Raw genomic sequence first — 24,708 nt, forward strand, 5'->3', positions numbered from 1 at the left:
TTACATCAACATAATATGTAGTTTCTAAGTATATTTGCTTATAAATTAATAGACCTATGGAAATTATTAATGTTGTTTTAGTAGACGATCATGTTTTAGTTCGAGACGGAATTAGAGCATTGTTAGAAGATCAAAATGATATTAAAGTAATAAACGAAGCTTCTAACGGAAAAGATGCTTTACAGATTATAGAAAGTATTACTACTCCTATTGTTTTAATTGTTGACATTCGTATGCCTGAAATGACAGGAATAGAGTTAGTAACTATTTTAAAAGAAAAACACACTGAAAAAGATATCAAAACGTTGGTTCTCTCCATGCACGATTCAGAAGAGTACGTTGTACAATCTATCCAAGCAGGAGCAGATGGTTATTTGTTAAAAGGTTCTAGTAAAGAAGAGTTCTTAAAAGCTTTACATAAAATTGCTTCTGGCGATAAGTATTTTACAGGTGATGTTTCAGATATTATCATGAATAATTTTGTGAATGGAAAAACAACTCAGAAAACTAATACAACTTCAAAAAAATCTGAAAATCCTTTTAAATTAACTAAAAGAGAAACACAAATACTTCAGCTAGTTCTACAGTTAAAAAACAATAAAGATATTGGAGAAGAACTTAAAATTAGTAAGAGAACCGTTGAAGTACATCGTTTTAATCTGATGAAAAAACTCAATGTGAAAAATATCATGGAGCTAAATCAGAAAGCAAATGAATACAATCTAATATAAATAAAAAAGGCTGCCCTTTCGGGCAACCTAAATCCATTTTAATAATTAGGATTGGGATAAGGATTTATTGTCTACTTACTTTCTTTCCTTTATTGTTAATCTAACTAAGATCCACACTGACCTAAGTTATTCCATCCACCAGATACTCTTTCATATAAAGATCCTTGGAATGTTACTCTTGATCCTATAGAATATCTTCTTCCTCTAACGTATGCAGATACTCCATTACATTTATCACTAGCATTTGAAGGAGGGTACATTCTATTTATTCCTTGAATATCTCCAGCAGATAATCCATTTCTTTGAATAGAATATGATGATCCATCTTTCTTTTCGATAGTTGGTTTACCATTCTTAGAGAAAAATGTTGGTCCGTACATCATGATAGATCCAAAGTCTAAAGTAGAAGTGTACTCATTTCCATCATTACCTTGTTGAACATACGTTTGAAAGTTAAATGAACGACCATCAACAATATTTTCGAAATTAATATTCACATAAGTGTCTCTATCTTTTCTACTTTGCTCATGCCATAAACCTACTGCATGTCCAATTTCATGAATAGTGTTACCTGTAGTACAACCTGTAGCTAAATTAATATCTTGACGACCTCCTCTTCTACCTACGAAAGAAGAACATCCTGAACCAGTTCTGAAATAAATATAATCTGACTGATTTGTTCTTTGTACAAATCTTAAAGCTGTGTTTCTTTCCCAATGCGCAATTGCGTCAGTTACACGTCTTTTATTTGCTAAAGATGATTGTACTGAATAGTATACAGTATTATTTCTCCATCTACCACCAGTTCTACCAACAGATTTTCCTAAAGTTTCTGCAGAAGAAGGCTCACCTGCTTCAGTTGGTGTTTCTGTTAATTGATTTGCATCAAAAAGAATGTCTCCATCCATTACATATACATCATTAACTTTCTCTACATTTACCTTACTACTTCCGTAGTACATTTCTTTAACATCACCGCTAAGTGCCGGAAAAGCCTCTTCTGGACTAATTGTTGCACTCTCTGGTGGAATAATTTCATTTAAATCATTTGTTTCCTCGTTTTGACAAGAAAAAATTAACATCGAAGCAGCTAAAGCTACTAATGGGAGTTTGAAGTTTTTCATAATAATGGTTTTATAAATTGATATTGGGAGTTTTTAACGTAAGCGTTAAAAAACAATTAATTCACTTACATAATGTGCTAAATTGTAAATTATTATTCTAAACATAAAAGAAATAAACAAACTTATATTTCATTATTATCAATAAAAAAAATAAAAATAAAAAATACAAAAGCCTGAAAACCAAATATTTAACAAAATAAAAAAAGTTGTTAAATTCTAATTTTAAACCTTAACTTTTTATTAACATTTAAAAATCAATTAATATAAACTTAACACGAGCCCCACTTTACTGATAATATAATAATAAAAAAAGAGGTCACTTGAAAAAGTACCCCCTTCTTAATCCAAAACATATAAATCAAATTATTTATCTAAATAATGATTGATTTTTCTTTGTTATCATTTGCTATTTTGTTCCATTTAAAAACTTAGGTTTTAAAACTAGCATAGCCCAAGCCCAATTTTGAGTACCTGCCACATCAGCTTCAGCTATCCCTTTTAATTCATACATTCCATCACTTTCAAACATATGAGAATATCCAGCTACAACTGTAAAACCTTTAAATTTTCTTTTGTATACTAAATCTACTTCAGTTCCTAAAGATTTTTCTCCGCTTGCTAATTCTTGTTCTCCTCTGAAATTTAAAACCTTAACCATAAGATTTGCCTTATCATCTAATTTAAAATTAGCGCTAGCATGTATATCAAATAAACCGATAGAGTTCGCATGATTTCCTACATAGAAATAATCCATTAACCCGTTGAACTTATGATTTGTTCCATATAATGGGAAAAATGCAGCAGTATCATCTGTTCTTCCACTAATTATTTCTAATCCAGCTCCTACTCCTATCTTTGGAGAAGCTTTATAATTTACATCTAAACCTACTAAATAAGCACCACTAACTTCAATGTCTCCTTGTCTTTCTCCTGTTTGTAAATACGCATTTGCAGCTATGCTAAATTTATTTTTCTTGTATTTTAAGTGAGTTCCAAAAGTTTGTAGATTATTATTACCTTCTTCAGGTTGAAAAACACCAGCTACTGTAGTTCCTTTTTGAAATCCGTTATTCATGAATAAAAAGCTCCCTGAAAAATCTGTCCAAGATTTATGAACATGTAACATTTGCATAGTTTTGTAAGTAAAAAAACCTGTAGTAGTAAATGCTGTTCCTTCCGATTGAAATCCTCCAGGTGTTGGATTATCTTGATTGAATGCTAAAGCTAAATCTGCGCTAAAAGTTCCTTTTTTATACTTTAATAAACCTGCATCGTGATTACGTCCTTGTTGTGCCCAATCTAAACCACCCAAGATTCTTTGATCATCATAAGATAACACTTGTCTACCAAGCTTCGTTGAGAAACCTCCTCCAAGTCTAATTTCAGCCCATGCTTGAAAAATAGCGAATGAATTATTAAAATCATTAGGTAAAATCTGTCTATTTTCTCCCCAAACAAATACATCTTGTAAACTTAGGTAAAACTTGTAGGCATCTGTTTTGTACCCTGCATTAAGTCTAGCTCTTGTGGCTATTCCTAAGCCAGGATCTGAATTTTCAGCAATTAATGTTCCAAATCCATTACGAAATTCGATACGTGGTCTAAATTCTCCATCTAGGGTAAACTGTGCGTTTACGTATTGATTAAAAGTTGTAAATAATATACCTAATAGTAGTAGTTTGCTTCTCATACTTTTTCAGTTTTAATGTTCTAAAAAATCAATTAAATGTTTTCTATATTTATAATAATCGTCGTGTTCTAATACTGTTTTTCTTGTTCTTGGCCTTTCAAAGTTAATGTTTAAAATATCTCCAATTTTTGCTTTAGGACCACTAGTCATCATTACAACTCTGTCTGCTAAGAAAATAGCTTCATCTACATCGTGAGTAATCATAACCGCAGTAATTTTTTCTTTATTCCAGATTTCTATCAAAATATCTTGTAGCTCACCTCTTGTTAAAGAATCTAACATTCCAAAAGGTTCATCTAATAGTAACACTTTAGGTTTGATAGCAAATGCTCTCGCAATACCAACACGTTGTTGCATTCCTTGAGATAACTCACTAGCCTTTTTGTAAAAAGCATCTTCTAAACCTACTTTTTGTAAATAATATTTAGCAATATCGTTTCGTTGTTTTTTTGTTGCATGTGGGAATACTTGATTTACTCCTAACAATACATTTTGTAATGAAGTCATCCAAGGCATTAAACTTGGAGCCTGGAAAATTACGCCTCGATCAGGTCCTGGACCTTTAATAGGATTTCCTAACACTGATATGCTTCCACCAGTAATCTCATTTAAACCTGCAATCATAGAAAGCATAGTAGTTTTACCACATCCAGAATGACCGATAATGGTTACAAACTCTTCTTTCATGATTTGAAGATTCAAATCTTCTAAAACTATATAATCTCCTTTAGGTGTTGGATAAACTTTTTTAAGATTTTTTAAATCCAACATTAACTCTTTGGTTTCTATTTGGGGGGTATTTTGAGTTATTTCTGCTTCTAATATACTCATTTTAAATCTTTTTATTGAATTAGACTCTTACAAAACTCTTTGGCATTAAATCTGGCAATACATATGTATTTTGTTGTTCAGACTTTCGTTCTTCACCGATATCCATTAAATATTCTATAATAGCATTTCGCGTTTTCTTGTATACAGGATTATCATTTAAATCTGTTTTATCTCGAGGTCGTTCAATGTTTATTTTAAATTCTGGACCTAAAGTAGCGTTTGGTCCAGGTCTTAATGGAATAATTCGATCTGCCATATAAATTCCCTCATCTACATCATTTGTAATTAACAATGCTGTACGTTTGTCTTTACCCCAAATCTTTAATATTTGATCTTGAAGATTACCTCTAGTTAAGGCATCTAAAGCTCCTAACGGTTCATCCATAATAATCATATCTGGCTTCATAGCTAAAGCTCGAGCTACAGCAACACGCTGACGCATTCCTCCAGATAATTCTTTTGGTAATTTGTTAATAGCAGGAGTTAAACCTACCATTTCTATATAATGTCCTGCTTTTCTTTTCCAGACTGCTTTTTCCCTTTTAGGAAAAGCCTCTTTTACAGCCATTAATACATTCTGTTCAACAGTTAACCATGGTAATAATGAATAATTTTGAAAAATTACACCTCTCTCATGACTCGTTCCTTTAACAGGCTCGCCTTTAAATAAAACTTCTCCACTAGTAGGCTCTAATAAACCATTGATTAAATTTACTAAGGTAGTTTTACCACTTCCTGTAAACCCAACTATAGCTACAAATTCTCCTTCTTCAATAGATAAATTAATATTTGATAAAACTTCAGTAGCTTGTTCTCCTACACCATAGGTCTTATTAATATTTTTTAATTCTAAATATGCCATATCTTGTAGTTTTATATTCCTTCACTTTTATTAAATGAAACCATATTTTGAATAGTTAGCATGAATCGATCTAAAAGGAAACCAATAATTCCAATCACAAACATCGCTACGATAATTTTAGAGTTTGAATCGTTAGCTCCATTTTGGAATTCTTCCCAAACAAAAAGCCCTAAACCTGGACTTTGTGCCAATAATTCAATTGCAATTAAAACCATCCAAGCTACAGATAATGTAATACGTAAACCGGTAAAAATCAACGGTAAAGATGAAGGTAAAATTACCTTGAATACTTTTTGCAATGGTCCTAATTTTAAAACCTTTGCTACATTGATATAATCTTTATCTACTGTTGAAACTCCAACAGCTGTATTTACTAAAGTTGCCCACATTGCGCACAAACCAACACTTATAAAAGAAATAACAAATGAGTTATCTGTACTAGTACCAATTAATAATGTTTTTACAATCATGAATACTAATAAATACCAAACGACAGGAGAAACTGGTTTAAAAATTTGAATAAACCAATTAAAGGCATTTCTTAACTTATCACTTAACCCAATCACAATTCCGATAGGAACAGCTATAAAAAACGCTAATAAGAATCCAGCAAATACCGTTTTAAGACTTGTTAAAACAATATCGATAAAAGAAGCTCTACCTGTATATTCTATTAATTCTTTTTTTGCGACTTTACCTGCACTAATTAATGCGGCATTTTCTTTATTGAATACTTTTATTTTTTCATTTAAAGATGCAGTTTTATCTCTAAATGCTTTTTTATCTTCTAAAATGATAAAGTGATCATTAATCAAAGTCATAACTGAAGCCCAAACCATAGTTGGAGAAGGTAAAGTGTTTGTTTGGCAAGTAGCGTCACCTGATGCAAAACAAGATTTAAGTGCTGCTGCTGCTGCTTCCCCTTGATCTGCAAGAGTTTTTTCTACTCTATAATTTATCTCTCTTTGTCTTAAACCTTCAGCTCCTAAATGCCAAATACCTATAAAAACTACTATAGAAGCGAAAGGAATACCTACTTTTTTTAAGGTTGATAATAAGTTAAAACTTGGTTTTTTAACACTTACTTTACTAAAAAGTGTTTTAATTACCTTTTGCCACTTTGCTTCCGCTGGTTGATTTACTGTTACACTTTGCTTCATGATCTATATGTTTTTTGGTTTTTTCTTTATTTATCTTTATTCCCTATTGAAAAACTATTGATATAACCTATAGGGTCTTTCGCATCAAACTTTTTACCATCGATAAAGTCTGTGGTTGCTGGTTTATAACCATCTGTTTGTGGAATATCACTTGCTGGGATTTTTCCTTCTTTCACTAATAATTCAGCTGCTTTCTTCCAGATATCTGGTCTATAAATTTTTTGAATCGTTTCTGGATACCAATTTGCAGCTTTGGCTTCTGGAATTTGTCCCCAACGACGCATTTGTGTTAAAAACCAAATTCCATCTGAATAAAAAGGATATGTCGCATGATATTTATAAAACACATTGAAATCTTTCATTTGTCTTTTGTCTCCTTTTTCAAACTCAAAAGTACCTGTCATTGAATTCGCTAACACAGACTCTGGAGCTCCTACATATTGAGGTTTAGATAAGATCTTAACTGCTTCTGCTCTATTCTCTGGCTGATCTAACCATTTCCCTGCTCTTATTAATGCTTTAGTTACTGCTGTCGCTGTATTTGGATTCTCTTCAATGAATTTTTTAGTCATTACAAATACCTTCTCTGGATTATTTTTCCAGATATCATAATTTGTAGTTACTGGAACTCCAATTCCTTTAAAAACTGCTTGTTGGTTCCAAGGTTCTCCTACACAATATCCATAAATAGTTCCTGATTCAAGAGTTGCAGGCATTTGTGGTGGTGGCGTTACTGATAATAATACTTCAGCATCTATTTGTCCTTGAGTATTCTCTGCCGTATACATTCCTGGATGAATACCTGCAGCAGCTAACCAATAACGAATTTCATAATTGTGTGTAGATACAGGAAATACCATTCCCATTTTAAATGGCTTTGTTTTTCTGTACTCGTCTATAACAGGTTTTAATGCATCTGCTTTTATTGGATGAATTGGTTTTCCTTCTTTGTCTTTAGGAACGTTTGGCTTCATTTTAGCCCAAACATCGTTAGAAACCGTAATACCATTTCCGTTTAAATCCATAGAAAATGTAGTTACTAATTCTGCTTGTCTACCAAAACCTGCTCCTGCAGCAATTGGCTGTCCTGCTAACATATGCGAACCATCTAATTGTCCATCTATAACTCTATCTAATACATTTTTCCAATTTGATTGCGCCTCAACTGATACGAATAATCCTTCATCTTCAAAATAGCCTTTCTCTTTAGCAATTGCTAAAGGTGCCATATCTGTTAACTTTATAAAACCAAAAGTTAATTGAGGTTTTTCAATTTCTAAACCAGTAGTTTTAACTTCTTCTTTAGTTTCGGCTTTTACTTCTTTTTTTTCTTTACCTCCACAAGAATTCAATAAAACAGCTAATGCTATTACTGAAATTGTTCTCTGTAGTATAGTTTTCATTTTTTTCATTGATGAGTTTTTATACGTATTAATACTTAGTTTTAACAAATATATACGTACTCCTTTATATAGCTTATGATAATACCCATAGCTAAACATCTTTTTAAACCATAACAAAAACTGACAAAACGCAGGTTTTTGACAAACCCTCAATAAATACGTAGTTTTAAGACTAAAAAATACGTAAAAAGAAAAATGTTGCTTAATTACTTAAACAACACTTTTGCTTTATATTCTAAAAAATTAAATACTTAACTATCTAAGAAAAAATTATGCTGACTAATTTCAGCTTTTAAGCCTTCTACATCTAGAATACTTATTTTTTTACCTCTAGCACCAATAAACTGTTCCTTTTTCAGACTAGAAAAAGTACGAATTACTTGTTCTTCTGTAGTCCCTGCATAATCTGCATACTCTTTACGAGTTAACAATAAGTTCAAATAGCCCCCAGTAGTTCCAAACTTTCTATTTATATATAATAAGGTATCTATTACTCTTTCTCTTACAGTCATTTGAGAAATTGTTTTTACCTTACTTTCACTTCTGTTCAGTTCGTTTGCATAGAATAACATCATATCATAAGATAATTTAGCACTACTTAATAATGCTTCTTGCAAATGTTCTTTAGAAAAATAACACAATAAAGTATCTTCTAGAGCTACAGCACCTATTGGATAAGACTCTTCTGTTCCAAAACCACGATGACCAACTACTTCTCCGTCTTTTGCAAATCGAACAATTTGCTCTTTACCATTGATTCCTGTTCTAAAAACTTTAGCAGTTCCTTCTAGAATTATAAATAAACCATTCACCATAGCTCCCTCCATTATAAACTGCTGTCCTTTTTTACATCGTAAAAGTTTTTTGTTTTCAACAAATTTTGAAATATTTTGATTCTTACGATTTACGTATATCAAACAGTTAATATTTAAACAGTTTTGACAAGAATAATTCGAATTAGTGATGTTGTTTTTTGTACTCAAAAGCTAAAATTAAGTCTGGAAATTACGTAATAATACTTGTTCAAAATAATCTGATTTTCATTTTTCTCAAATTATTAAAATAAAGGTTCTATTTTTTTAATAATTCATTTTGAATGATTCTTTTTTATGATATCTATAGTAATTAAAAATTACTTCTAATTGATTAAAAATTAACCCTCTATTTTCATTATGTTTATGAAGATATAACGAAAATATAAGTTATGATTTCTGTTGAAAACGCTATTCAAACTCTAAAAAAATATAGTAAAATAGGTACTAATTTTGTAGATAAAACCTTAGAAAAAGCTAATGGATATTTATTAGCTGAAGCTATTATTGCTCCTATTGATTTGCCTCCTTTTAATCAGTCTGCTATGGATGGTTATGGTTTATGTTTATTTGATGATTATAAAAATCAAAATGAATATAAAATAGTTGGTGAAATTAAAGCTGGTGATACGAAAACTTATCATTTAAAAAAAGGGGAAGCTGTACGTATTTTAACTGGAGCTGCTGTTCCGAGTAGTGTAGACACTATTATCATGCAGGAAAAAACTTCATTACATAACAATGTGGTTACAATTCAAGAAGAAATCTCTTTTCAAAAAAATATAAGATTGAAAGGCGAACAGGTAAAAAAAGGAACAATCGCATTAGAAAAAAGAACAGTAGTTAATCCTGCTATTGTAGGTTTTTTGTATTCTTTAGGTATCGATACTGTAAAAGTTATCCAAAAACCTAGTATTGGAATCATCTCAACCGGCAACGAATTAATTGAAACCGGTAAAACTTTAGCTTACGGAGAGATTTATGAAAGTAATTCTAAAATGTTAATTAGCGCTTTATATAATTTAAAATTCTATGATATTAACATATATAAAGTTAAAGATGATTATGATGGTACATTATCTACAATTACCTCTTCAATAAATAAACATGATATTGTTTTAATATCTGGAGGAATTTCTGTTGGTAAGTATGATTTTGTATTCAAAGCTTTGCAAGAGCTTAATGTAAACGAATTGTTTTACAAAGTAAATCAGAAACCTGGAAAACCTATATTTTATGGTGTTAAAAATGAAACTCAAATATTTGGGTTACCTGGAAATCCTGCTGCAACATTAACTTGTTTTTATACTTATGTCCATATAGCGCTTCAAAAGTTTGCTGGTAAAATAAATATTGAATTACCTAGAAAAAAAGCAATATTATCTAACGCTTATACTAAAAAAAGGCAACGTTCAGAATTCTTAATGGCTAAATACAATCAAGGAACTATCAAAATTTTAGATCAACAGGGTGCTGCAATGCTACAAACGTTTGCTGCTGCTAATGCTTTAATTTATATTCCTGAGAATATTAATACTGTAGAAATTAACGATACTGTAGAAACTATTTTACTCCCACTTTAAAATGAACTATAAAATAAAAAGTAGAATATGGATTGAAGTTGATGATCGTGTCTTTTTAGGTGAAGGTCGAATTCAACTTTTAAAAGCAGTACATCAAGAAGGCTCATTATCAAAAGCAGCCAAATATTTAAATTTATCTTATAAAAAAGCATGGCATTTATTAAATTCAATAAACTCTTCAGGAAAAGAACCCGTAACTATAAATACTATTGGTGGTAAAGGTGGTGGCGGAACTGAACTTACTGAATATGGAAAAGATTTGATTAGAGTATTTGAAAATATCAATAAGAATTGTTGGTCTTTTTTAGATCAAGAGTTGGAAACTTTAAAAAACCTTCATGAAAAATAATAATATTACAGGAATTGTTTTGGCAGGTGGTAAAAGTTCTAGAATGGGAACTGATAAAAGTAAAATTGTTTTCAATGGAAAAACTTTTATAGAGCATAGTATTTCTGCTTTAGAATGTATTACTTCAGATATTATAATTATTTCTAATACTAGCGATCATGATACTTTTTCTTATGAAAGAATTCCAGATGAAATTCAAAATTTCGGTCCCGTTGCAGGAATTTATAGCGGATTAAAAGCCATTAAAACTGAATATGCTATTATTTTAAGTTGTGATATTCCTTTAATTAATTCCTATGTATTAAATAAACTTGTTCATGCTATTGATAATGAATTTGATATTATTCAATTTGAATATCAGGATAAGGCCACTCCTCTGATCGCACTATATCATAAAAACTGCCTTTCTAGATTTGAACATGCAATAAACCATAAGATTCATAGACTTCAATCTGTCGTAAATACATGTAACCCTAAAAACATTTTACTTTCAGAAAAAGATGCAATTTATATTCGAAACATAAATACTATAGAAGATTTAAAGAGAATAGAAGAAAACTAAAATGGGAATATTCTTTATCGAATATTCCCATTTTGTAATTTTTATAAACACTATGTTGTACGGATAATTCTAAACTTGAAATGTTTTTGGTTTAATTTCAATTAGAAAATACATAGTTTATTTATGATTAAAGAAAAACGCATATGTTATTGATACATCTAACTGCATAATCTACAAAGAAACAATCTCTTCTTGTTTGACATCCGATAGGAAAACGTAAGCCTCCATTTACTGATTTTTGCTCTTCTTTAGTAAGTGATTTCCCTAATTGATTTACTTTTTTTAACATATTCTTAGATTTTAAAAGGTTAATGATCTTAAAAATAGAAAAAAATTCAATAGAAACAACTTTTCATTAGTAAAAACTTAATAAACATTGATTTATTTTACTAAAACCTTTTTTATAAAACTACTTTTAGGTGCTTCACAAGTTGAACAAACATAAGTAGTTGGTAAATCTTTAAACAAGGTATTTGATGGTATATTTTGAGTGATATCTCCATATCTATCATTATAAATAGTTCCACAATGCTCACATTGATGGATTTCTTCTTCTTCTTGTGTCTTTTTTGAAGATTTTGCCGTATTCGACTCTTTTTCTGTTCCTAATTGTTCAAAATACAACTTACTCAATTCCATTAATAAACCAGGTAATTCTACTTTATCAACATCTTGAACATACATGATATATTCTTGCGTATTTGGATCAAAATTTTTGGCAAATAGCAAATTATACGTATCTCTAATAACAAAATCTCCAACTACTTCAGGTTGTTTATTTTTCTCAATCACTATGGCAGTGAATCGATATGGATTATCAATATAATTCGTAATTCCGAAAGTTAATCCGTATGTACTAATATCATTCTGATCAAAGTTAGACACTAAATATCTCTTTAAACTTAATGCTTCTTTATCAGCAACAGGCAAGTGCCAATTAAGCTCTAACATTGAATGTCGAACATTAATACCAAATCGACCTAGAAACTTTTCCCAATCTAGCTTAGATGCTACAGGAATTCCTTTTACTATAAAAGATTTCCAAGGTGTAAGTGAAATTTTTCCGATTTTATTATCATTACATAAATCGCACATACTTTTTAGAAATGTAGTATCGTATAAGTTATTTCTCCAATACAGTCCCAACCAATATTTGTCTCCTCTTCTATTCATTCCTTCGTAATAAGGAAACGGATGAAATGGAACTTCTAGTGGTTTATCTACTGTTCTATTATTGGTTTCTATAGCATCATTAACCAATTCAAAAACTGTTTCTATAGTTTCTGGTTCTTCAATTAAGATTTCTTCTATAGCTTTAGCAACCTTATGTAGATCCCAGCTGTAAATTAAAGCTGGATACATTTTAATTTTTCTCCATGCTGGTAAACGCAAATATAAATACCAATAATCTTCGTTTTCTGAAGCAATAAAATTTATATTTCCTGTGTATAATGGGACCAAACGTTGTTTAGGGTCTGTAATGTTAATTCTTAATTTAGGGTGATATTTAAATTGTTCTAAAATGTATAAATATCGAGAACTAATTAACCAAGATGTATTATGAAATAAATCTGAAGAGACATAAGAAGACATAATATTTTGAATAGCATTTTTACTTGGATCTACAAGTTGCAAATTTGGATTATCTGCTATTATCTTCTCATCAATTCTTTTAGGAAAAATAATATCTTGACGAGAACCAAACGAAATCTCATTCATTCCCATAGCTTCTGCTACTTCACAAATATGTTTTAATTCTCCAGGAGAAAGTACACCTCCATTAATTAATAATCTGTTTAATTCTCTCATACTAAACTCTTAGCATTATGTAATATTTCTCTTACTTCGGTTTTACAACTTCCGCAGCCTAAACCTGCACCAGTTTTCTTACACAAATCTGTAAAATCTGTACAGCCTGATGCTATTTCTTCTTCTATATTTCCTTTTCCAACTTGACTACATGAACAAACTAATTCACCTAGCATTGGCTTATCATTAGAAGTTCCTCGTAGTAATGTATCTCTTTTGTCTGCCATCTCAATCTTACTCTCAATAAGTGTTTTAAACTCAGCAAACTCACTTTTATCTCCCATTAAAACTGCACCAATTAGTAAATCGTCTTTTACAATACATTTTTTGTAATAACGTTTACTTGTATCCGTAAAGACAATTTCTTCATATCCTTCTTCATTTTCAGGAATTAATACATTTCCTATCGAACACAAGCTTAAATCGTTGAATTTTAAAATATTCATTAATACAGAACCTTTGTATCGGCTGCTTACATCTCCTGCTAAATAATTAGCCAAAATAGCTGCTTGTTCTTCCGCTGCTGAAGTTATTCCAAATAACTGATTGTTAAATTCAGCTATTTCTCCAATAGCAAATATATCTGGATGAGAAGACTGTAAATACTGATTTACTATAACTCCTCTACCACATGCAATTCCATTCTCTTTTGCTATTTCTATATTAGGTTTTGTCCCTATTGCGTAAACAATAGCATTTGCCGTGATTGATTTACCACTTTTTAACGTGATATTTAAATCTCCAGTTTCTTCGTCATCAAAAACAGTACTTACTTCATTATCAAAATAAATTTGTATTCCTCGCTCTTGAACGTCTAAGGCTAGCAGTTTACTAGAAACTAAATCTAATTGACGCTCCATTAAACGAGAAGCTCTTTGGACAATAGTAATTTTCACATTTCTATGTTTCATTGCCGCAGCCAGTTCTAATCCTAGTAAACCTCCACCAACTATAACCACGTGTTGCTCTTCTGGTGGTAAATTCGTAGCATCTAAATAGGATTTAAATCGATCAGCATCAATTTTGCTTCTCATAGTAAATCTTCCCGGTAAATCGATTTGAACATCTTTTGGTATAAAAGCTCTACTTCCTGTAGCAATTACCAATTTATCGAAGCTATGTTCTACTCCATTACTGTCTGTAATTATTTTATTTTCTTTATTTATTTTTGAAACTGAAGTTTCAGGATATAATTTTAAATCTAGTTCTTCTAGTTCTAATTTTCGTATTTTTAATAACTGTTCCCAAGAAAGTTCCTCTGTAACATACTCAGGTAACAAAACTCGGTTGTAAAATAAATTTGATTCTTTAGAAAACACATGGATTTCGTCGTAATCGTTATTTTCACGATAATTTTGTACAAATCTAAATGCAGCAGCTCCCGCTCCAATAACAACAATTTTCTCTGCCTTTTTAATGTACTTAGAAATTGAAACCTGAGTAAATTTAAAATCAGGTTCTTTAGAAATTGGATCAACTAAGGTATTGGTTAAATTATTAGCCCTATTTAAATCACTTTGTAATTGTTTTCCCCAATGCATGGGTAAAAAAACCACTCCTTTTTTTATATCGTCTGTAACTTTCGCTCTAACCCTTACTACTCCATTTTTACTTTTTATTTCTGTAATATCTCCATCACTAATTTTGCATAGGTGTGCATCAACAGGATTTATCTGCAATACAGGAACAGCATAATGAGTTTTTAAACGTGCTACTTTACCAGTTCTTGTCATGGTATGCCATTGATCTCGAATACGTCCAGTAGTTAAAATATATGGGAAATCTGGGTCTAAATCGAGTACCTTATTATGATTTGCAACAGGTAAATTAAATTTTGCTTTTTGGGAAGGCGTATAAAATTTTTTATCTTGAAATAACCTTGCTGTTCCTTGATGTCTATACTCTGGTACTGGCCATTGAAAAGTTCCTTCATTTTTTAATCGGTCATAATTTAAAAAAGAAACATCGATATTCGTTCCTTTGGTCATAGAAGCATATTCGTCATAAATTTCACTAGTTTCATTATAACTGAAACCTCTATACCCCATTCTTTGAGCGAAATCACAAAGAATTTCAACATCTGGTCTAGCTTCTCCAGGAGGATCAATAGCCTTTGGTAAATAAGAAATCCTTCTTTCTGAATTCGTCATTGTTCCTTCTTTTTCTAACCAGCCAGCAGCAGGTAAAACTAAATCTGCATACGATACTGTGTCGGATTTGAAAGAAATATCTTGAACTACTACAAATTTTGCATTTTTCATTGCGCGTTCAATTTGATGTGAATTTGGAAGACTTACCAAAGGGTTTGTACAAGCTATCCAAACTGCTTTTAATTTTCCACTTTCTAGTGCTTCAAACATCTCAGTAGCTGTCAAACCTGGTTTTTCAGATATTGTATTCACTCCCCAAAATTGAGCAACTTCTCTTCTATGTTCTTCATTTTGTAAATCTTTATGAACTGCCAATAAATTGGCCATTCCTCCTACTTCTCTTCCTCCCATGGCATTAGGCTGACCTGTTAAAGAAAACGGCCCAGAACCTGGTTTTCCTACTTGTCCCGTAATTAATGAAAGATTTAATAGTGAGGTATTTTTATCTGTTCCAACAACACTTTGATTTAATCCCATAGCCCACATACTAATAAAGCCTTTAGAAGCACCTATAATATTAGCTGCTTTTTTGATGTCTTTTTCTGATACGCCACACAATTTAGATGCTTGCTTTATTGATGTTGAAAAAACTAAATCTTTATATGCTGAGAAATCTTCTGTATGTTTGTTGATAAATTCTTCATCTATCATTCCTCTTTTTATTAAGTATTGACCTATGGCATTATAAAGAATTACATCTGTTCCGGGTAATAATTGCAAATGTAAATCTGCAAAATTCGCAGAATCTGTTTTCCTAGGGTCAATAACTATGATTTTTACATCTGGATTTTCTTCTTTATGCTTTTCTATTCTTCTGAATAAAATAGGATGACACCAAGCAGGATTTGCTCCGGTAATTAAAAAACAGTCAGCTAACTCAATATCAGCATAAGAAATTGGAACGCTATCTTCACCAAATGTTTTTTTGTAGCCTACAACAGCAGAACTCATACATAATCTAGAATTTGTATCTATGTTATTAGTTCCTAAAAAACCTTTGGTAAGTTTATTTGCTATATAATATTCTTCTGTTAAACTCTGTCCAGAAACATAAAAGCCTACACTATCTGGACCATGTTTTTTTATAATAGATTTGAATACTTTTGCTGCCCGATCCAAAGCATCGTCCCAACTTACTCGTTCTCTGGGATGTGATCGACTCCAACGCATTTCTGGATAAAGAATTCTATCAGATTGGTCATTAACAACGTAATGTAAATTCATTCCTTTAGAACATAACATTCCTTTATTTACAGGATGGTTTTCATCACCAGTAACATGTACTTTGTTGTCGTTACCTTTTTTTACTTTTATTCCGCACCCTACTCCACAATAAGAACATGTTGTTTTAAATTCCATATAACAAATACATTACCAAACAAATCTAAGTATTTATACTTAATTTTTAAATAAATATATACGTAACTCAAAAGAATTAAACATCATAAAATAAAGCTCTATTAAAATTATGAAAGTGATAAAAAAAGAGTGTGAAAAATAAAAAAAGGCCAAAAAGAAATTTTATAATAAAAGATAAAATTTCTTTTTGGCCTTATATTTTAAGAATAACTTCTTTTTACTGCAAAGATGCTAAACTTGCTTTTAATGTTTCTATTTTGGCTAATGCATCAGCTTCTTTCTTCTTTTCAGTTGCTACAACTTGTTCTGGTGCATTATTTACAAATCTTTCGTTAGAAAGCTTCTTTTGTACTGATTTTAGGAAACCTTCTGTATAATTTAACTCTTCAGTTATCTTTTTAATTTCCTCTTCTACATTAATACTATCAGCTGAAATAGGCACAAAGTATTCATTAGATTTTACTCTGAATGAAGCTCCGTCTACTTTTTCTTTTACATAATTAACTTCAGAAGCATTTACAAGCTTTTTAATTACACTATCAAAACTCTTCGTATAGTTTTCATTATTTACTACATAAAGTTCTATAGCATCTTTAAAAGCTATATTTTTCTCTTTTCTGATCGTTCTAATTCCTGAAATAATACTCGTAGCAAAATCGAATTCTTCAATAATAGATGGATTTTCAATTTCATTAATTGCTGGATACTTTGCTATAATTAAAGCTTCTTCTCCGGTTCTTTCTGAAATTAACTGCCAAATTTCTTCAGTAACAAATGGCATGAAAGGATGTAATACCTTTAAATTATCTTCAAAAATAGCGATCACCTCATCATAGGTTTTTCTATCGATTGGCTGTTGGTATGCTGGCTTTACTGTTTCTAATAACCAACCACAAAAATCATCATAAATCAATTTGTATAGACTCATGATTACATCACTTAAACGATACTTACTATAATGATCTTCTATTTCTGCTAAAGTTTTTTGTAATTTGGTTTTATACCAATCTATAGCTATTTTACTATGCTCTGGCTGCTCGATTTCTTCAGAAACTTCCCAGATAGATGTTAAGTAAAATGCACTCCAAACTTTATTTCCTAAACCTTTTCCTTGCTGACATAAAGCTTCATCAAATAATAAATCATTTCCGGCAGCAGAACTCAATAATAAACCAACACGCACTCCATCTGCTCCGTATTCTTCAATCAATTTTAATGCATCAGGAGAATTCCCTAATGATTTACTCATTTTACGACGTTGTTTATCTCGAACTAATCCTGTTAAATATACATTTTCAAACGGACGAGCATCTTTATATTCATATCCTGAAATAATCATACGTGCCACCCAGAAGAATAAAATATCTGGTCCCGTTACTAAATCATTTGTAGGATAATAATAATTGATTTCTTCATTTTCTGGATTTCTAATTCCGTCGAAAACAGACATTGGCCATAACCAAGACGAGAACCAAGTATCTAAAACATCAGGATCTTGTCTTAAATCTGAAGCTTGAAGATTTGCGTTAGAAGTTTTCTCTTTGGCTAATTCTAAAGCTTTCTCTTTAGTTTCTGCAACTACGAAATCTTCTTTACCATCTCCATAATAGAATGCAGGAATTTGTTGTCCCCACCATAACTGACGAGAAATATTCCAATCGCGAATATTTTCCATCCAGTGACGGTATGTATTTTCGAACTTTCTAGGATATAATTTTACATCTCTATCTTCTCCTAAAACACCTTCAATAGCTGGTTTCGCTAAATCTTCCATTTTTAAGAACCATTGATCAGATAATCGAGGCTCAATTACTGCTTTTGTTCTTTCAGAAGTTCCAACTTTATTGGTGTGTTGTTCTACTTTAACTAAATATCCTTTTTCTTCGAGTTCTTTGGCTATTTCTTTACGAACTACAAAACGATCTTTTCCTTCATAATGCAATCCGAAAGAATTTAAAGAAGCATCTTCATTGAAAATATCAATTACCTCTAAATTATGTTTATCTCCAAGAACCTTATCATTTTCATCATGCGCAGGAGTTACTTTTAAACATCCTGTTCCGAATTCAACATCTACATAACTATCTTCAATAATTGGAATTTCACGATTACATAAAGGTACAATCGCTTTTTTTCCTTTTAAATGCGTGAAACGCTCGTCTTCTGGATTAATACAAATTGCTGAATCTCCTAAAATCGTTTCAGGACGCGTAGTTGCAATGGTTACTTTTTCATCAGAACCTACAATATCGTATTGTAAATAATATAAGTTTCCTTGACGCTCTTCATAAATTACCTCTTCGTCAGATAATGTAGTTTTAGCCTCTGGATCCCAATTTACCATTCTGAATCCACGATAAATTAATCCTTTGTTATAAAGATCAACAAAAACCTTAATTACAGCTTCACTCATATCATCGTCCATGGTGAACTTAGTACGTTCCCAATCACATGAAGCTCCAAGTTTTTTCAACTGCTCTAAAATAATTCCACCATACTTATCTTTCCACTCAAATGCGTGCTTTAAGAATTCTTCTCTGGTTAAATCATTTTTATTGATCCCTTCCTCTTTTAATTTTGCCACTACTTTTGCCTCTGTAGCAATAGAAGCGTGATCTGTTCCTGGAACCCAACAAGCATTTTTACCTAATAAACGAGCGCGACGAATTAATACATCTTGAATTGTATTATTTAACATGTGTCCCATATGCAAGACACCTGTGACATTTGGTGGTGGTATTACAATTGTGTATGGTTCTCTTTCATCTACTTCTGAATGAAAATAATTGTTTTTCATCCAGTAATCATACCATTTACTTTCTATTTCGCCGGCGTTGTATTTAGGTGAAATTTTCATATGTTCTCTTGTTAATCAAGTTGTTTACAAATAATAAAAATGATTTTTGGCATCATTTTTGAAATATAGTTGACAAAAATACAATTATCTAATTATGTTTTGAAAATTTAGATGTTGATTTTTTTATAACTAAAAAATTATATTAAATTTGTAAACATAGGAAAATCCCTAAACAATTATTATAACATTATGAGAACAATTTTATCAATTATCGCAGTTTGTTTTATTACTTTATCTGTAAACGCTCAGGAGTTTAAATTTGAAACAGAAGTAATTAACTACGGAAAAATAACTTTAGGTTCTGAAGGTAAGAGAGTATTTGAATTTACAAACGTAGGTGATGCTCCTTTAGTAATAAAAGATATTAAGTCTACATGTGGATGTACGGTTCCAAGTAAACCAGAGAAACCAATCATGCCAGGTGAGAAAGGAAAAATCGAAGTTTCTTACGATACTAAGAGACCTGGAGGATTCTCTAAAGCTATTACAATTTACTCTAACGCTAAGCAAGAGAGAAAAATGTTAAAAATAAAAGGTTACATTGTAAAGGATGCTAAAGAAAAGGCTCAAAAATCTTCAATGTAATAACAAAAGCATAATTTTATAAAAAAAGAGTTCCGAAACGGAACTCTTTTTTTTTATATACGTCTTTCTAATCTGAATCTATATCTATAATTTAATCCATCTCTTTCAATAACAAGAGAAATTCTTCTTCCTGGTCTTACACTTAATATTCCATTTATTTCATCTAATGTATATTCATGTGCTGGTTTACCGTTTAACTTTTTAATAATATCTCCTTTCTCTAATCCTATATTATAGCCAGGAGAATCTTTAATAACTTCTTGAATTTTAAAAGCGGGCTTAAACTTATATCTGTATGTAGTGAATGCTGAGAAAACTTCTGACTTAGATGTTGTATTTTCTATATTGTATGAATTAACACTATTTTTAGTCACTTCTTCTTTAACTAAATCTTTTCCAGAATATACAATAACTAACCCACTCATATTGTAGAAAAAACCTTTTTTCAGAGACCCATTCTTTTTAAATACTACTCTTTTATTTGGATAGTCTAACCAAACTTTAAAGCGTTTTAAAATATTTCCTCCTATACTTCCATTTCTACTTCTGTATTGTCTGGCATTAACAGTAGATGTAGTATCTAAAAACGAAACAGCAGGTTCTGGCATTACAAATCTACCTAATCTAAATTCTGGTATTCTACTTCTATTTCCGTAAACACTACCTGTTAAACCTTCACCTAAAATATCTTTAAAATATTTTTTGGGAGTGACAATATCTTCGTGTGTACCTTCAAACAACCAAATAGAGTCGCTACCTCCAGAATCTATTAAAAGTTTTGTGTCAATTTTTTTATTTGAAACTGTATCTAATTGTGTAACTGTATTTATGTAAGGTTTATTTCTAAAAAACTCTAAAGGAAATTCTTCACACCTACTACATGTTTTGTGTTTGTATTTTTTTGGATTATAAAAGGTTAATAATTCTCTATCATAATCAATCTTTACAATAACATCTTTTAAAAGATCAAATCCAATAATTCCGTGAATAGTTACTCCCATTTTAGAAGACATATTGAAACTGTCTCTCAAAATAACGTATAAATTCTGACTAGGATTAACAATATTATTAATTTTAAAGTGATTTTTCTTAGATAATAAAGCTTCGACTGGTTCCTGATCTCCAAGTCCTTGTAATTGAATCTTTTTTACATCATTTAAACCTAAGCTATCTTTTTCAGATAAATTAAAAAGTATGGTTTTATTTACACCAGTATCTAGAATAAATGATAAATTTTTACCGTTAATTTCTAAGGGAATTACAATCAGGTTGTTAATTTTTTTAAACTTAACTTTCTGTTTAACATCATTTCTACCAAAAAACTGAAACTTACTTTGAGAAGTTAATGTGTAAACTCCACAAAAAAGTAAGAGTAATAGTAATCCTTTTTTCAAGCTGTGTCTTTTAATATTCAACTATTCAATATACAATCAAATTTATTAATTATTAATTTTTTAAGATAGTTTTAACCATTTTCTTTCGGTGAAATGTGTGTTTTTTAAGGTAGAAGATTATTTAATTTTTCATATATTTTTTGCAACTTTGCTCACTGTAAAACAACTATAAAAATTCTAATTATGCCATCAATTTCTGACAAAGGAAATTCAATGCCGCAATCACCAATTCGTAAACTGGTTCCTTTTGCGGAGGATGCTAAAAAAAGAGGTGTAAAAGTTTTCCATTTAAATATCGGTCAGCCAGATATTAAAACTCCTCAGGTAGCATTAGATGCTGTAAAAAATAATAATATTGAAGTATTATCTTATGCCAGATCTGAAGGTTCTGAAACGTATAGAAACAAACTTTCTGAATACTACGATAAAAATGGTATTTCTGTAACTGCAAACGATATTATTGCAACTACAGGTGGATCTGAAGCTTTATTATTTACTATTGGTAGTATTACTGATCCGGGAGATGAAATTATTATTCCTGAACCTTTTTATGCTAACTACAATGGTTTTTCTATTGCTTCTGGAGTAAAAGTAGTTCCTGTAATTTCTTCTATCGACGATAACTTTGCTTTACCAAAGATTGAAGATTTTGAAAAGTTAATTACTCCAAAGACTAAAGCAATTTTAATCTGTAATCCTGGAAATCCAACGGGATATTTATACAGTAAAGAAGAAATTCAAAAGTTAAAAGAAATTGTTCTTAAACACGATCTATTTTTAATAGCTGATGAAGTTTATAGAGAATTTGCATACGATGGTGCAGAACATCATTCTATTTTAAAAGAAGATGGTTTAGACAAAAATGCTATCGTTATAGATTCTGTTTCGAAGCGTTACAGTATGTGTGGTGCAAGAATTGGATGCATTGTTTCTAGAAACCAAGAATTTGTTCAAACTGCAATTAAATTTGCACAAGCAAGATTAAGTCCGCCTACTTATGCTTTAATCGCTAGTGAAGCAGCTTTAGATACGCCTCAAAGTTATTTTGACGATGTTATTGAAGAATATGTAGAACGTAGAAATACACTAATTTCTGAGTTAGAAAAAATCGAAGGTGTAAAAGTAGCCAAACCAAAGGGTGCTTTTTATTGTATTGCCGAGTTACCAGTTGAAAACTCAGAAGATTTTGCACAGTGGATTTTAGAAAGTTTTAATCATAATAATGAAACTGTAATGGTTGCTCCTGCTGGAGGTTTTTATTCTACCAAAGGAGAAGGAAAAAATCAGGTTCGTATTGCCTATGTTTTAAACAAAGAAGATTTAAAACGTTGTGTCGCTATTTTAAAAGCAGCTTTAGAAGCTTACAATAAATAATTTCATTTGGAAATTCAACAAAATATATCACTAAAGAATTATAATACGTTTGGCATTGATGTTAATGCCAAACGTTTTATTTCTATCCGTTCTGTTCATGAACTGCAACAACTTGTAGTAAAGGAAAAATCTATTTTTTTAATTTCTGGAGGAAGCAATATGTTATTGACTAAAGATATTGATGATTTAGTTGTGCATATCAATACCGAAGGAATTTGTATTGATAGAGAAGATGAAAACTCAGTTTATCTTACAGTAAATTCAGGAGAAAACTGGCACGATTTTGTTTTGTGGTGTATTGACCAAAACTATGGTGGAATTGAAAATTTATCTTTAATTCCAGGTAATGTAGGTACATGTCCTATTCAAAATATTGGTGCATATGGTGTTGAAGTTAAAGATGTAATTACAAAAGTAGAAGCTGTTTCGATAGAAACAGGAAAACTAGTTCAATTTTCGAACACTGAATGTAAATTTGGTTATCGTAATTCTATTTTTAAGAATGAAGTTAAAGGAAAGTATATTATTACTTCTGTAAGTTTTAAATTGACAAAGAAAGATCATGTGCTTAATACTTCTTATGGTGCTATTGAAACTGAACTTGCCTCTAAAAACATTACAAATCCTACAATTAAAAACGTCTCTGATGCTGTAATAGCGATTAGACAGTCAAAACTACCAGATCCTAAAGAAATTGGAAATAGCGGTAGTTTTTTTAAAAATCCAGTGATTTCTATAAGTCTTTTTGAGAATTTAAAAGAGCAATTCCCAAATATTCCTAGTTATCCAGTTTCTGATGAAGAAATTAAAGTCCCAGCTGGTTGGTTAATTGAACAAAGTGGATTTAAAGGGAAACGTTTTGGTGATTATGGTGTTCATGAAAAGCAAGCCTTAGTTTTAGTGAACTATGGAAATGCTTCTGGTAAAGATATTTATAAACTTGCGCAACAAATACAAAACACTATCAAAGAGAACTTTAAAATTGATTTAGAAATTGAAGTGAATGTTATCTAATTATATCTTCTCTTCAATTTTATTTAACCAATTTGTTATAGTAGACAAGAAGTTTTCAGATCTTATCCAAGGTAAATTGTCATCTTGAAACTCATAAAACCCTCCGGTTTTACATGTAAATAAATTATGGTTACAATTGGGAAATGATTTTGTTGTAAAATGTGTAGTTTTTCCTAAAGTTTTCTGATACAAAGCTTTTGTTTTCTTCCAATCAACTTGTGTATCTTTTTCCCCAAACAAAGCTAAAACAGGACATTTAATTTTTAACAATTCTGACTCAAAATCTTGAACGTAAATTTGAAGATTCGTTTTATAATCAAAAGGCATTTTCATAAACTCTTTTTGATACGCTAGATATCCCTTTTCGGTAACAACTCTTCCTTCATTAAATCTCTTTAAAAACTTATTCTTTCTTAGATTTTTAGTGGCATTCATATAGTCTTTAAAACTTCCGCCAGAATGTGTAATTCTATAACTCTCTTTTAATTCGTTCTGTAAAATATGTATAGAATCTTTAGTTACACCTTCAGTTTTTAAATTCTCTTTGAATAAATACGCAAAACTTTCTTTGGGTCCTACTCCACTTACAGATATCCAAAAACTAATATTTTTAAATTTATTAATTACAATAGGATTTATCCACCCTGCTCTACTAATTCCCCACAAACCTATCCTATCGGCACCTTTAATCTTTTGCTTTTTTAAGGACTTAATAGCTGCTATAACCTCATCTGCGCTGTTTTGTACAGATTGATTGTAATTAAATACACCTTCACTTTTACCACAACCCATTTTATCCCACATGTAAGTTGCATATCCAGCTTTTAAAATAGCATTTCTGACATCAAGATGCCATTCTTGTTGAACCGCATTTGTTTTCCCAGAACCATGTACTATAATTACTATACCTTTCGGATTCTTATTCTTTGGAGTATTGAAAACTCCTTCAAGTTTAATTCCTTCAAAATCAAAATTTAAAATTCTTCTTTCGCTTTGAGCAAAAGAAATTATATAACTAAAAAATAAGAATAAGCTAAATATTTTCAATTTCATGTATGA

20 protein-coding genes are annotated in these 24,708 nt (G+C 30.6%); 7 read left to right on the forward strand and 13 right to left on the reverse strand.

What is annotated here, in order from left to right; genetic code table 11:
• Positions 1–56 precede the first annotated feature (56 nt).
• A complete protein-coding gene (locus AQ1685_RS12710) occupies positions 57–731 on the forward strand; it encodes a response regulator (protein ID WP_095072707.1) in 675 nt (224 codons plus the stop codon).
• A gap of 104 nt (positions 732–835) precedes the next feature.
• Here the strand turns inward: AQ1685_RS12710 and AQ1685_RS12715 are convergent, their stop codons facing one another.
• The 7 genes from AQ1685_RS12715 to AQ1685_RS12745 all read right to left on the reverse strand — a co-directional run bounded on the left by AQ1685_RS12715 (position 836) and on the right by AQ1685_RS12745 (position 8,718).
• Positions 836–1,855, reverse strand: a complete 1,020-nt coding sequence (locus AQ1685_RS12715; protein ID WP_197697483.1) for a M12 family metallopeptidase — start codon at positions 1,853–1,855, stop codon at positions 836–838.
• A gap of 406 nt (positions 1,856–2,261) precedes the next feature.
• The gene (locus tag AQ1685_RS12720; RefSeq protein ID WP_095072708.1) at positions 2,262–3,545 is read right to left on the reverse strand and encodes an alginate export family protein; all 1,284 of its coding nucleotides are present in this window, start codon (positions 3,543–3,545) and stop codon (positions 2,262–2,264) included.
• Between the two features lie 12 nt (positions 3,546–3,557).
• Positions 3,558–4,376, reverse strand: a complete 819-nt coding sequence (locus tag AQ1685_RS12725) for an ABC transporter ATP-binding protein (protein ID WP_095072710.1) — start codon at positions 4,374–4,376, stop codon at positions 3,558–3,560.
• A gap of 19 nt (positions 4,377–4,395) precedes the next feature.
• Positions 4,396–5,238: an ABC transporter ATP-binding protein gene (locus AQ1685_RS12730; protein ID WP_095072711.1), complete on the reverse strand. Its 843-nt coding sequence runs from the start codon at positions 5,236–5,238 to the stop codon at positions 4,396–4,398.
• A gap of 11 nt (positions 5,239–5,249) precedes the next feature.
• Positions 5,250–6,398: an ABC transporter permease gene (locus tag AQ1685_RS12735; protein ID WP_095072712.1), complete on the reverse strand. Its 1,149-nt coding sequence runs from the start codon at positions 6,396–6,398 to the stop codon at positions 5,250–5,252.
• Positions 6,399–6,424: 26 nt separating this feature from the next.
• The gene (locus tag AQ1685_RS12740) at positions 6,425–7,801 is read right to left on the reverse strand and encodes a CmpA/NrtA family ABC transporter substrate-binding protein (RefSeq protein ID WP_095075073.1); all 1,377 of its coding nucleotides are present in this window, start codon (positions 7,799–7,801) and stop codon (positions 6,425–6,427) included.
• Positions 7,802–8,052: 251 nt separating this feature from the next.
• On the reverse strand, positions 8,053–8,718 hold the full coding sequence (locus AQ1685_RS12745) for a Crp/Fnr family transcriptional regulator (RefSeq protein ID WP_231970187.1): 666 nt from the start codon (positions 8,716–8,718) through the stop codon (positions 8,053–8,055).
• A 287-nt stretch (positions 8,719–9,005) separates the two neighbouring features.
• Between AQ1685_RS12745 and AQ1685_RS12750 the strand changes: the two genes are divergently transcribed.
• Genes AQ1685_RS12750 through mobA form a run of 3 tightly spaced genes read left to right on the forward strand, consistent with a single transcriptional unit; the run spans position 9,006 to position 11,107 of the window.
• On the forward strand, positions 9,006–10,196 hold the full coding sequence (locus AQ1685_RS12750; protein ID WP_095072713.1) for a molybdopterin molybdotransferase MoeA: 1,191 nt from the start codon (positions 9,006–9,008) through the stop codon (positions 10,194–10,196).
• Position 10,197: 1 nt separating this feature from the next.
• Positions 10,198–10,545: a winged helix-turn-helix domain-containing protein gene (locus AQ1685_RS12755; protein ID WP_095072714.1), complete on the forward strand. Its 348-nt coding sequence runs from the start codon at positions 10,198–10,200 to the stop codon at positions 10,543–10,545.
• Positions 10,535–11,107: a molybdenum cofactor guanylyltransferase gene (gene mobA, locus AQ1685_RS12760; protein ID WP_095072716.1), complete on the forward strand. Its 573-nt coding sequence runs from the start codon at positions 10,535–10,537 to the stop codon at positions 11,105–11,107. Before AQ1685_RS12755 ends, mobA begins: the two co-directional genes overlap by 11 nt.
• Positions 11,108–11,234: 127 nt before the next feature.
• Here mobA and AQ1685_RS12765 read toward each other — a convergent pair whose 3' ends face one another.
• From AQ1685_RS12765 to AQ1685_RS12780, 4 genes are all read right to left on the reverse strand, one after another.
• Positions 11,235–11,396, reverse strand: coding sequence for a hypothetical protein (locus AQ1685_RS12765; RefSeq protein WP_157730217.1), 162 nt, complete (start codon positions 11,394–11,396; stop codon positions 11,235–11,237).
• A gap of 92 nt (positions 11,397–11,488) precedes the next feature.
• Positions 11,489–12,916 carry a rubredoxin domain-containing protein gene (locus AQ1685_RS12770; protein WP_095072717.1) on the reverse strand — a complete coding sequence of 476 codons (1,428 nt, stop codon included), beginning with the start codon at positions 12,914–12,916 and terminating at the stop codon, positions 11,489–11,491.
• Positions 12,913–16,425, reverse strand: coding sequence for a nitrate reductase (locus AQ1685_RS12775; RefSeq protein WP_231970188.1), 3,513 nt, complete (start codon positions 16,423–16,425; stop codon positions 12,913–12,915). Before AQ1685_RS12775 ends, AQ1685_RS12770 begins: the two co-directional genes overlap by 4 nt.
• A gap of 217 nt (positions 16,426–16,642) precedes the next feature.
• Positions 16,643–19,282 (reverse strand): valine--tRNA ligase, encoded by a 2,640-nt coding sequence (locus AQ1685_RS12780; RefSeq protein ID WP_095072720.1) that lies wholly within the window; start codon positions 19,280–19,282, stop codon positions 16,643–16,645.
• A 189-nt stretch (positions 19,283–19,471) separates the two neighbouring features.
• On the opposite strand from AQ1685_RS12780, the gene AQ1685_RS12785 reads away from it, so the two are divergent.
• Positions 19,472–19,867 carry a DUF1573 domain-containing protein gene (locus AQ1685_RS12785; protein ID WP_095072721.1) on the forward strand — a complete coding sequence of 132 codons (396 nt, stop codon included), beginning with the start codon at positions 19,472–19,474 and terminating at the stop codon, positions 19,865–19,867.
• 53 nt (positions 19,868–19,920) lie between these two features.
• On the opposite strand, the gene AQ1685_RS12790 is transcribed toward AQ1685_RS12785, so the two are convergent.
• Positions 19,921–21,261, reverse strand: coding sequence for an aspartyl protease family protein (locus AQ1685_RS12790; protein ID WP_231970189.1), 1,341 nt, complete (start codon positions 21,259–21,261; stop codon positions 19,921–19,923).
• Between the two features lie 183 nt (positions 21,262–21,444).
• On the opposite strand from AQ1685_RS12790, the gene AQ1685_RS12795 reads away from it, so the two are divergent.
• Positions 21,445–22,635, forward strand: a complete 1,191-nt coding sequence (locus AQ1685_RS12795; RefSeq protein ID WP_095072724.1) for a pyridoxal phosphate-dependent aminotransferase — start codon at positions 21,445–21,447, stop codon at positions 22,633–22,635.
• Between the two features lie 6 nt (positions 22,636–22,641).
• Positions 22,642–23,649 (forward strand): UDP-N-acetylmuramate dehydrogenase, encoded by a 1,008-nt coding sequence (murB, locus tag AQ1685_RS12800; protein WP_095072726.1) that lies wholly within the window; start codon positions 22,642–22,644, stop codon positions 23,647–23,649.
• Here murB and AQ1685_RS12805 read toward each other — a convergent pair whose 3' ends face one another.
• Positions 23,650–24,702, reverse strand: a complete 1,053-nt coding sequence (locus AQ1685_RS12805; RefSeq protein WP_095072727.1) for an alpha/beta hydrolase family protein — start codon at positions 24,700–24,702, stop codon at positions 23,650–23,652.
• Between the last annotated feature and the right edge of the window lie 6 nt (positions 24,703–24,708).

The sequence above is a fragment of the Tenacibaculum jejuense genome (assembly GCF_900198195.1).
Taxonomy (GTDB): Bacteria; Bacteroidota; Bacteroidia; order Flavobacteriales; family Flavobacteriaceae; genus Polaribacter; species Polaribacter jejuensis.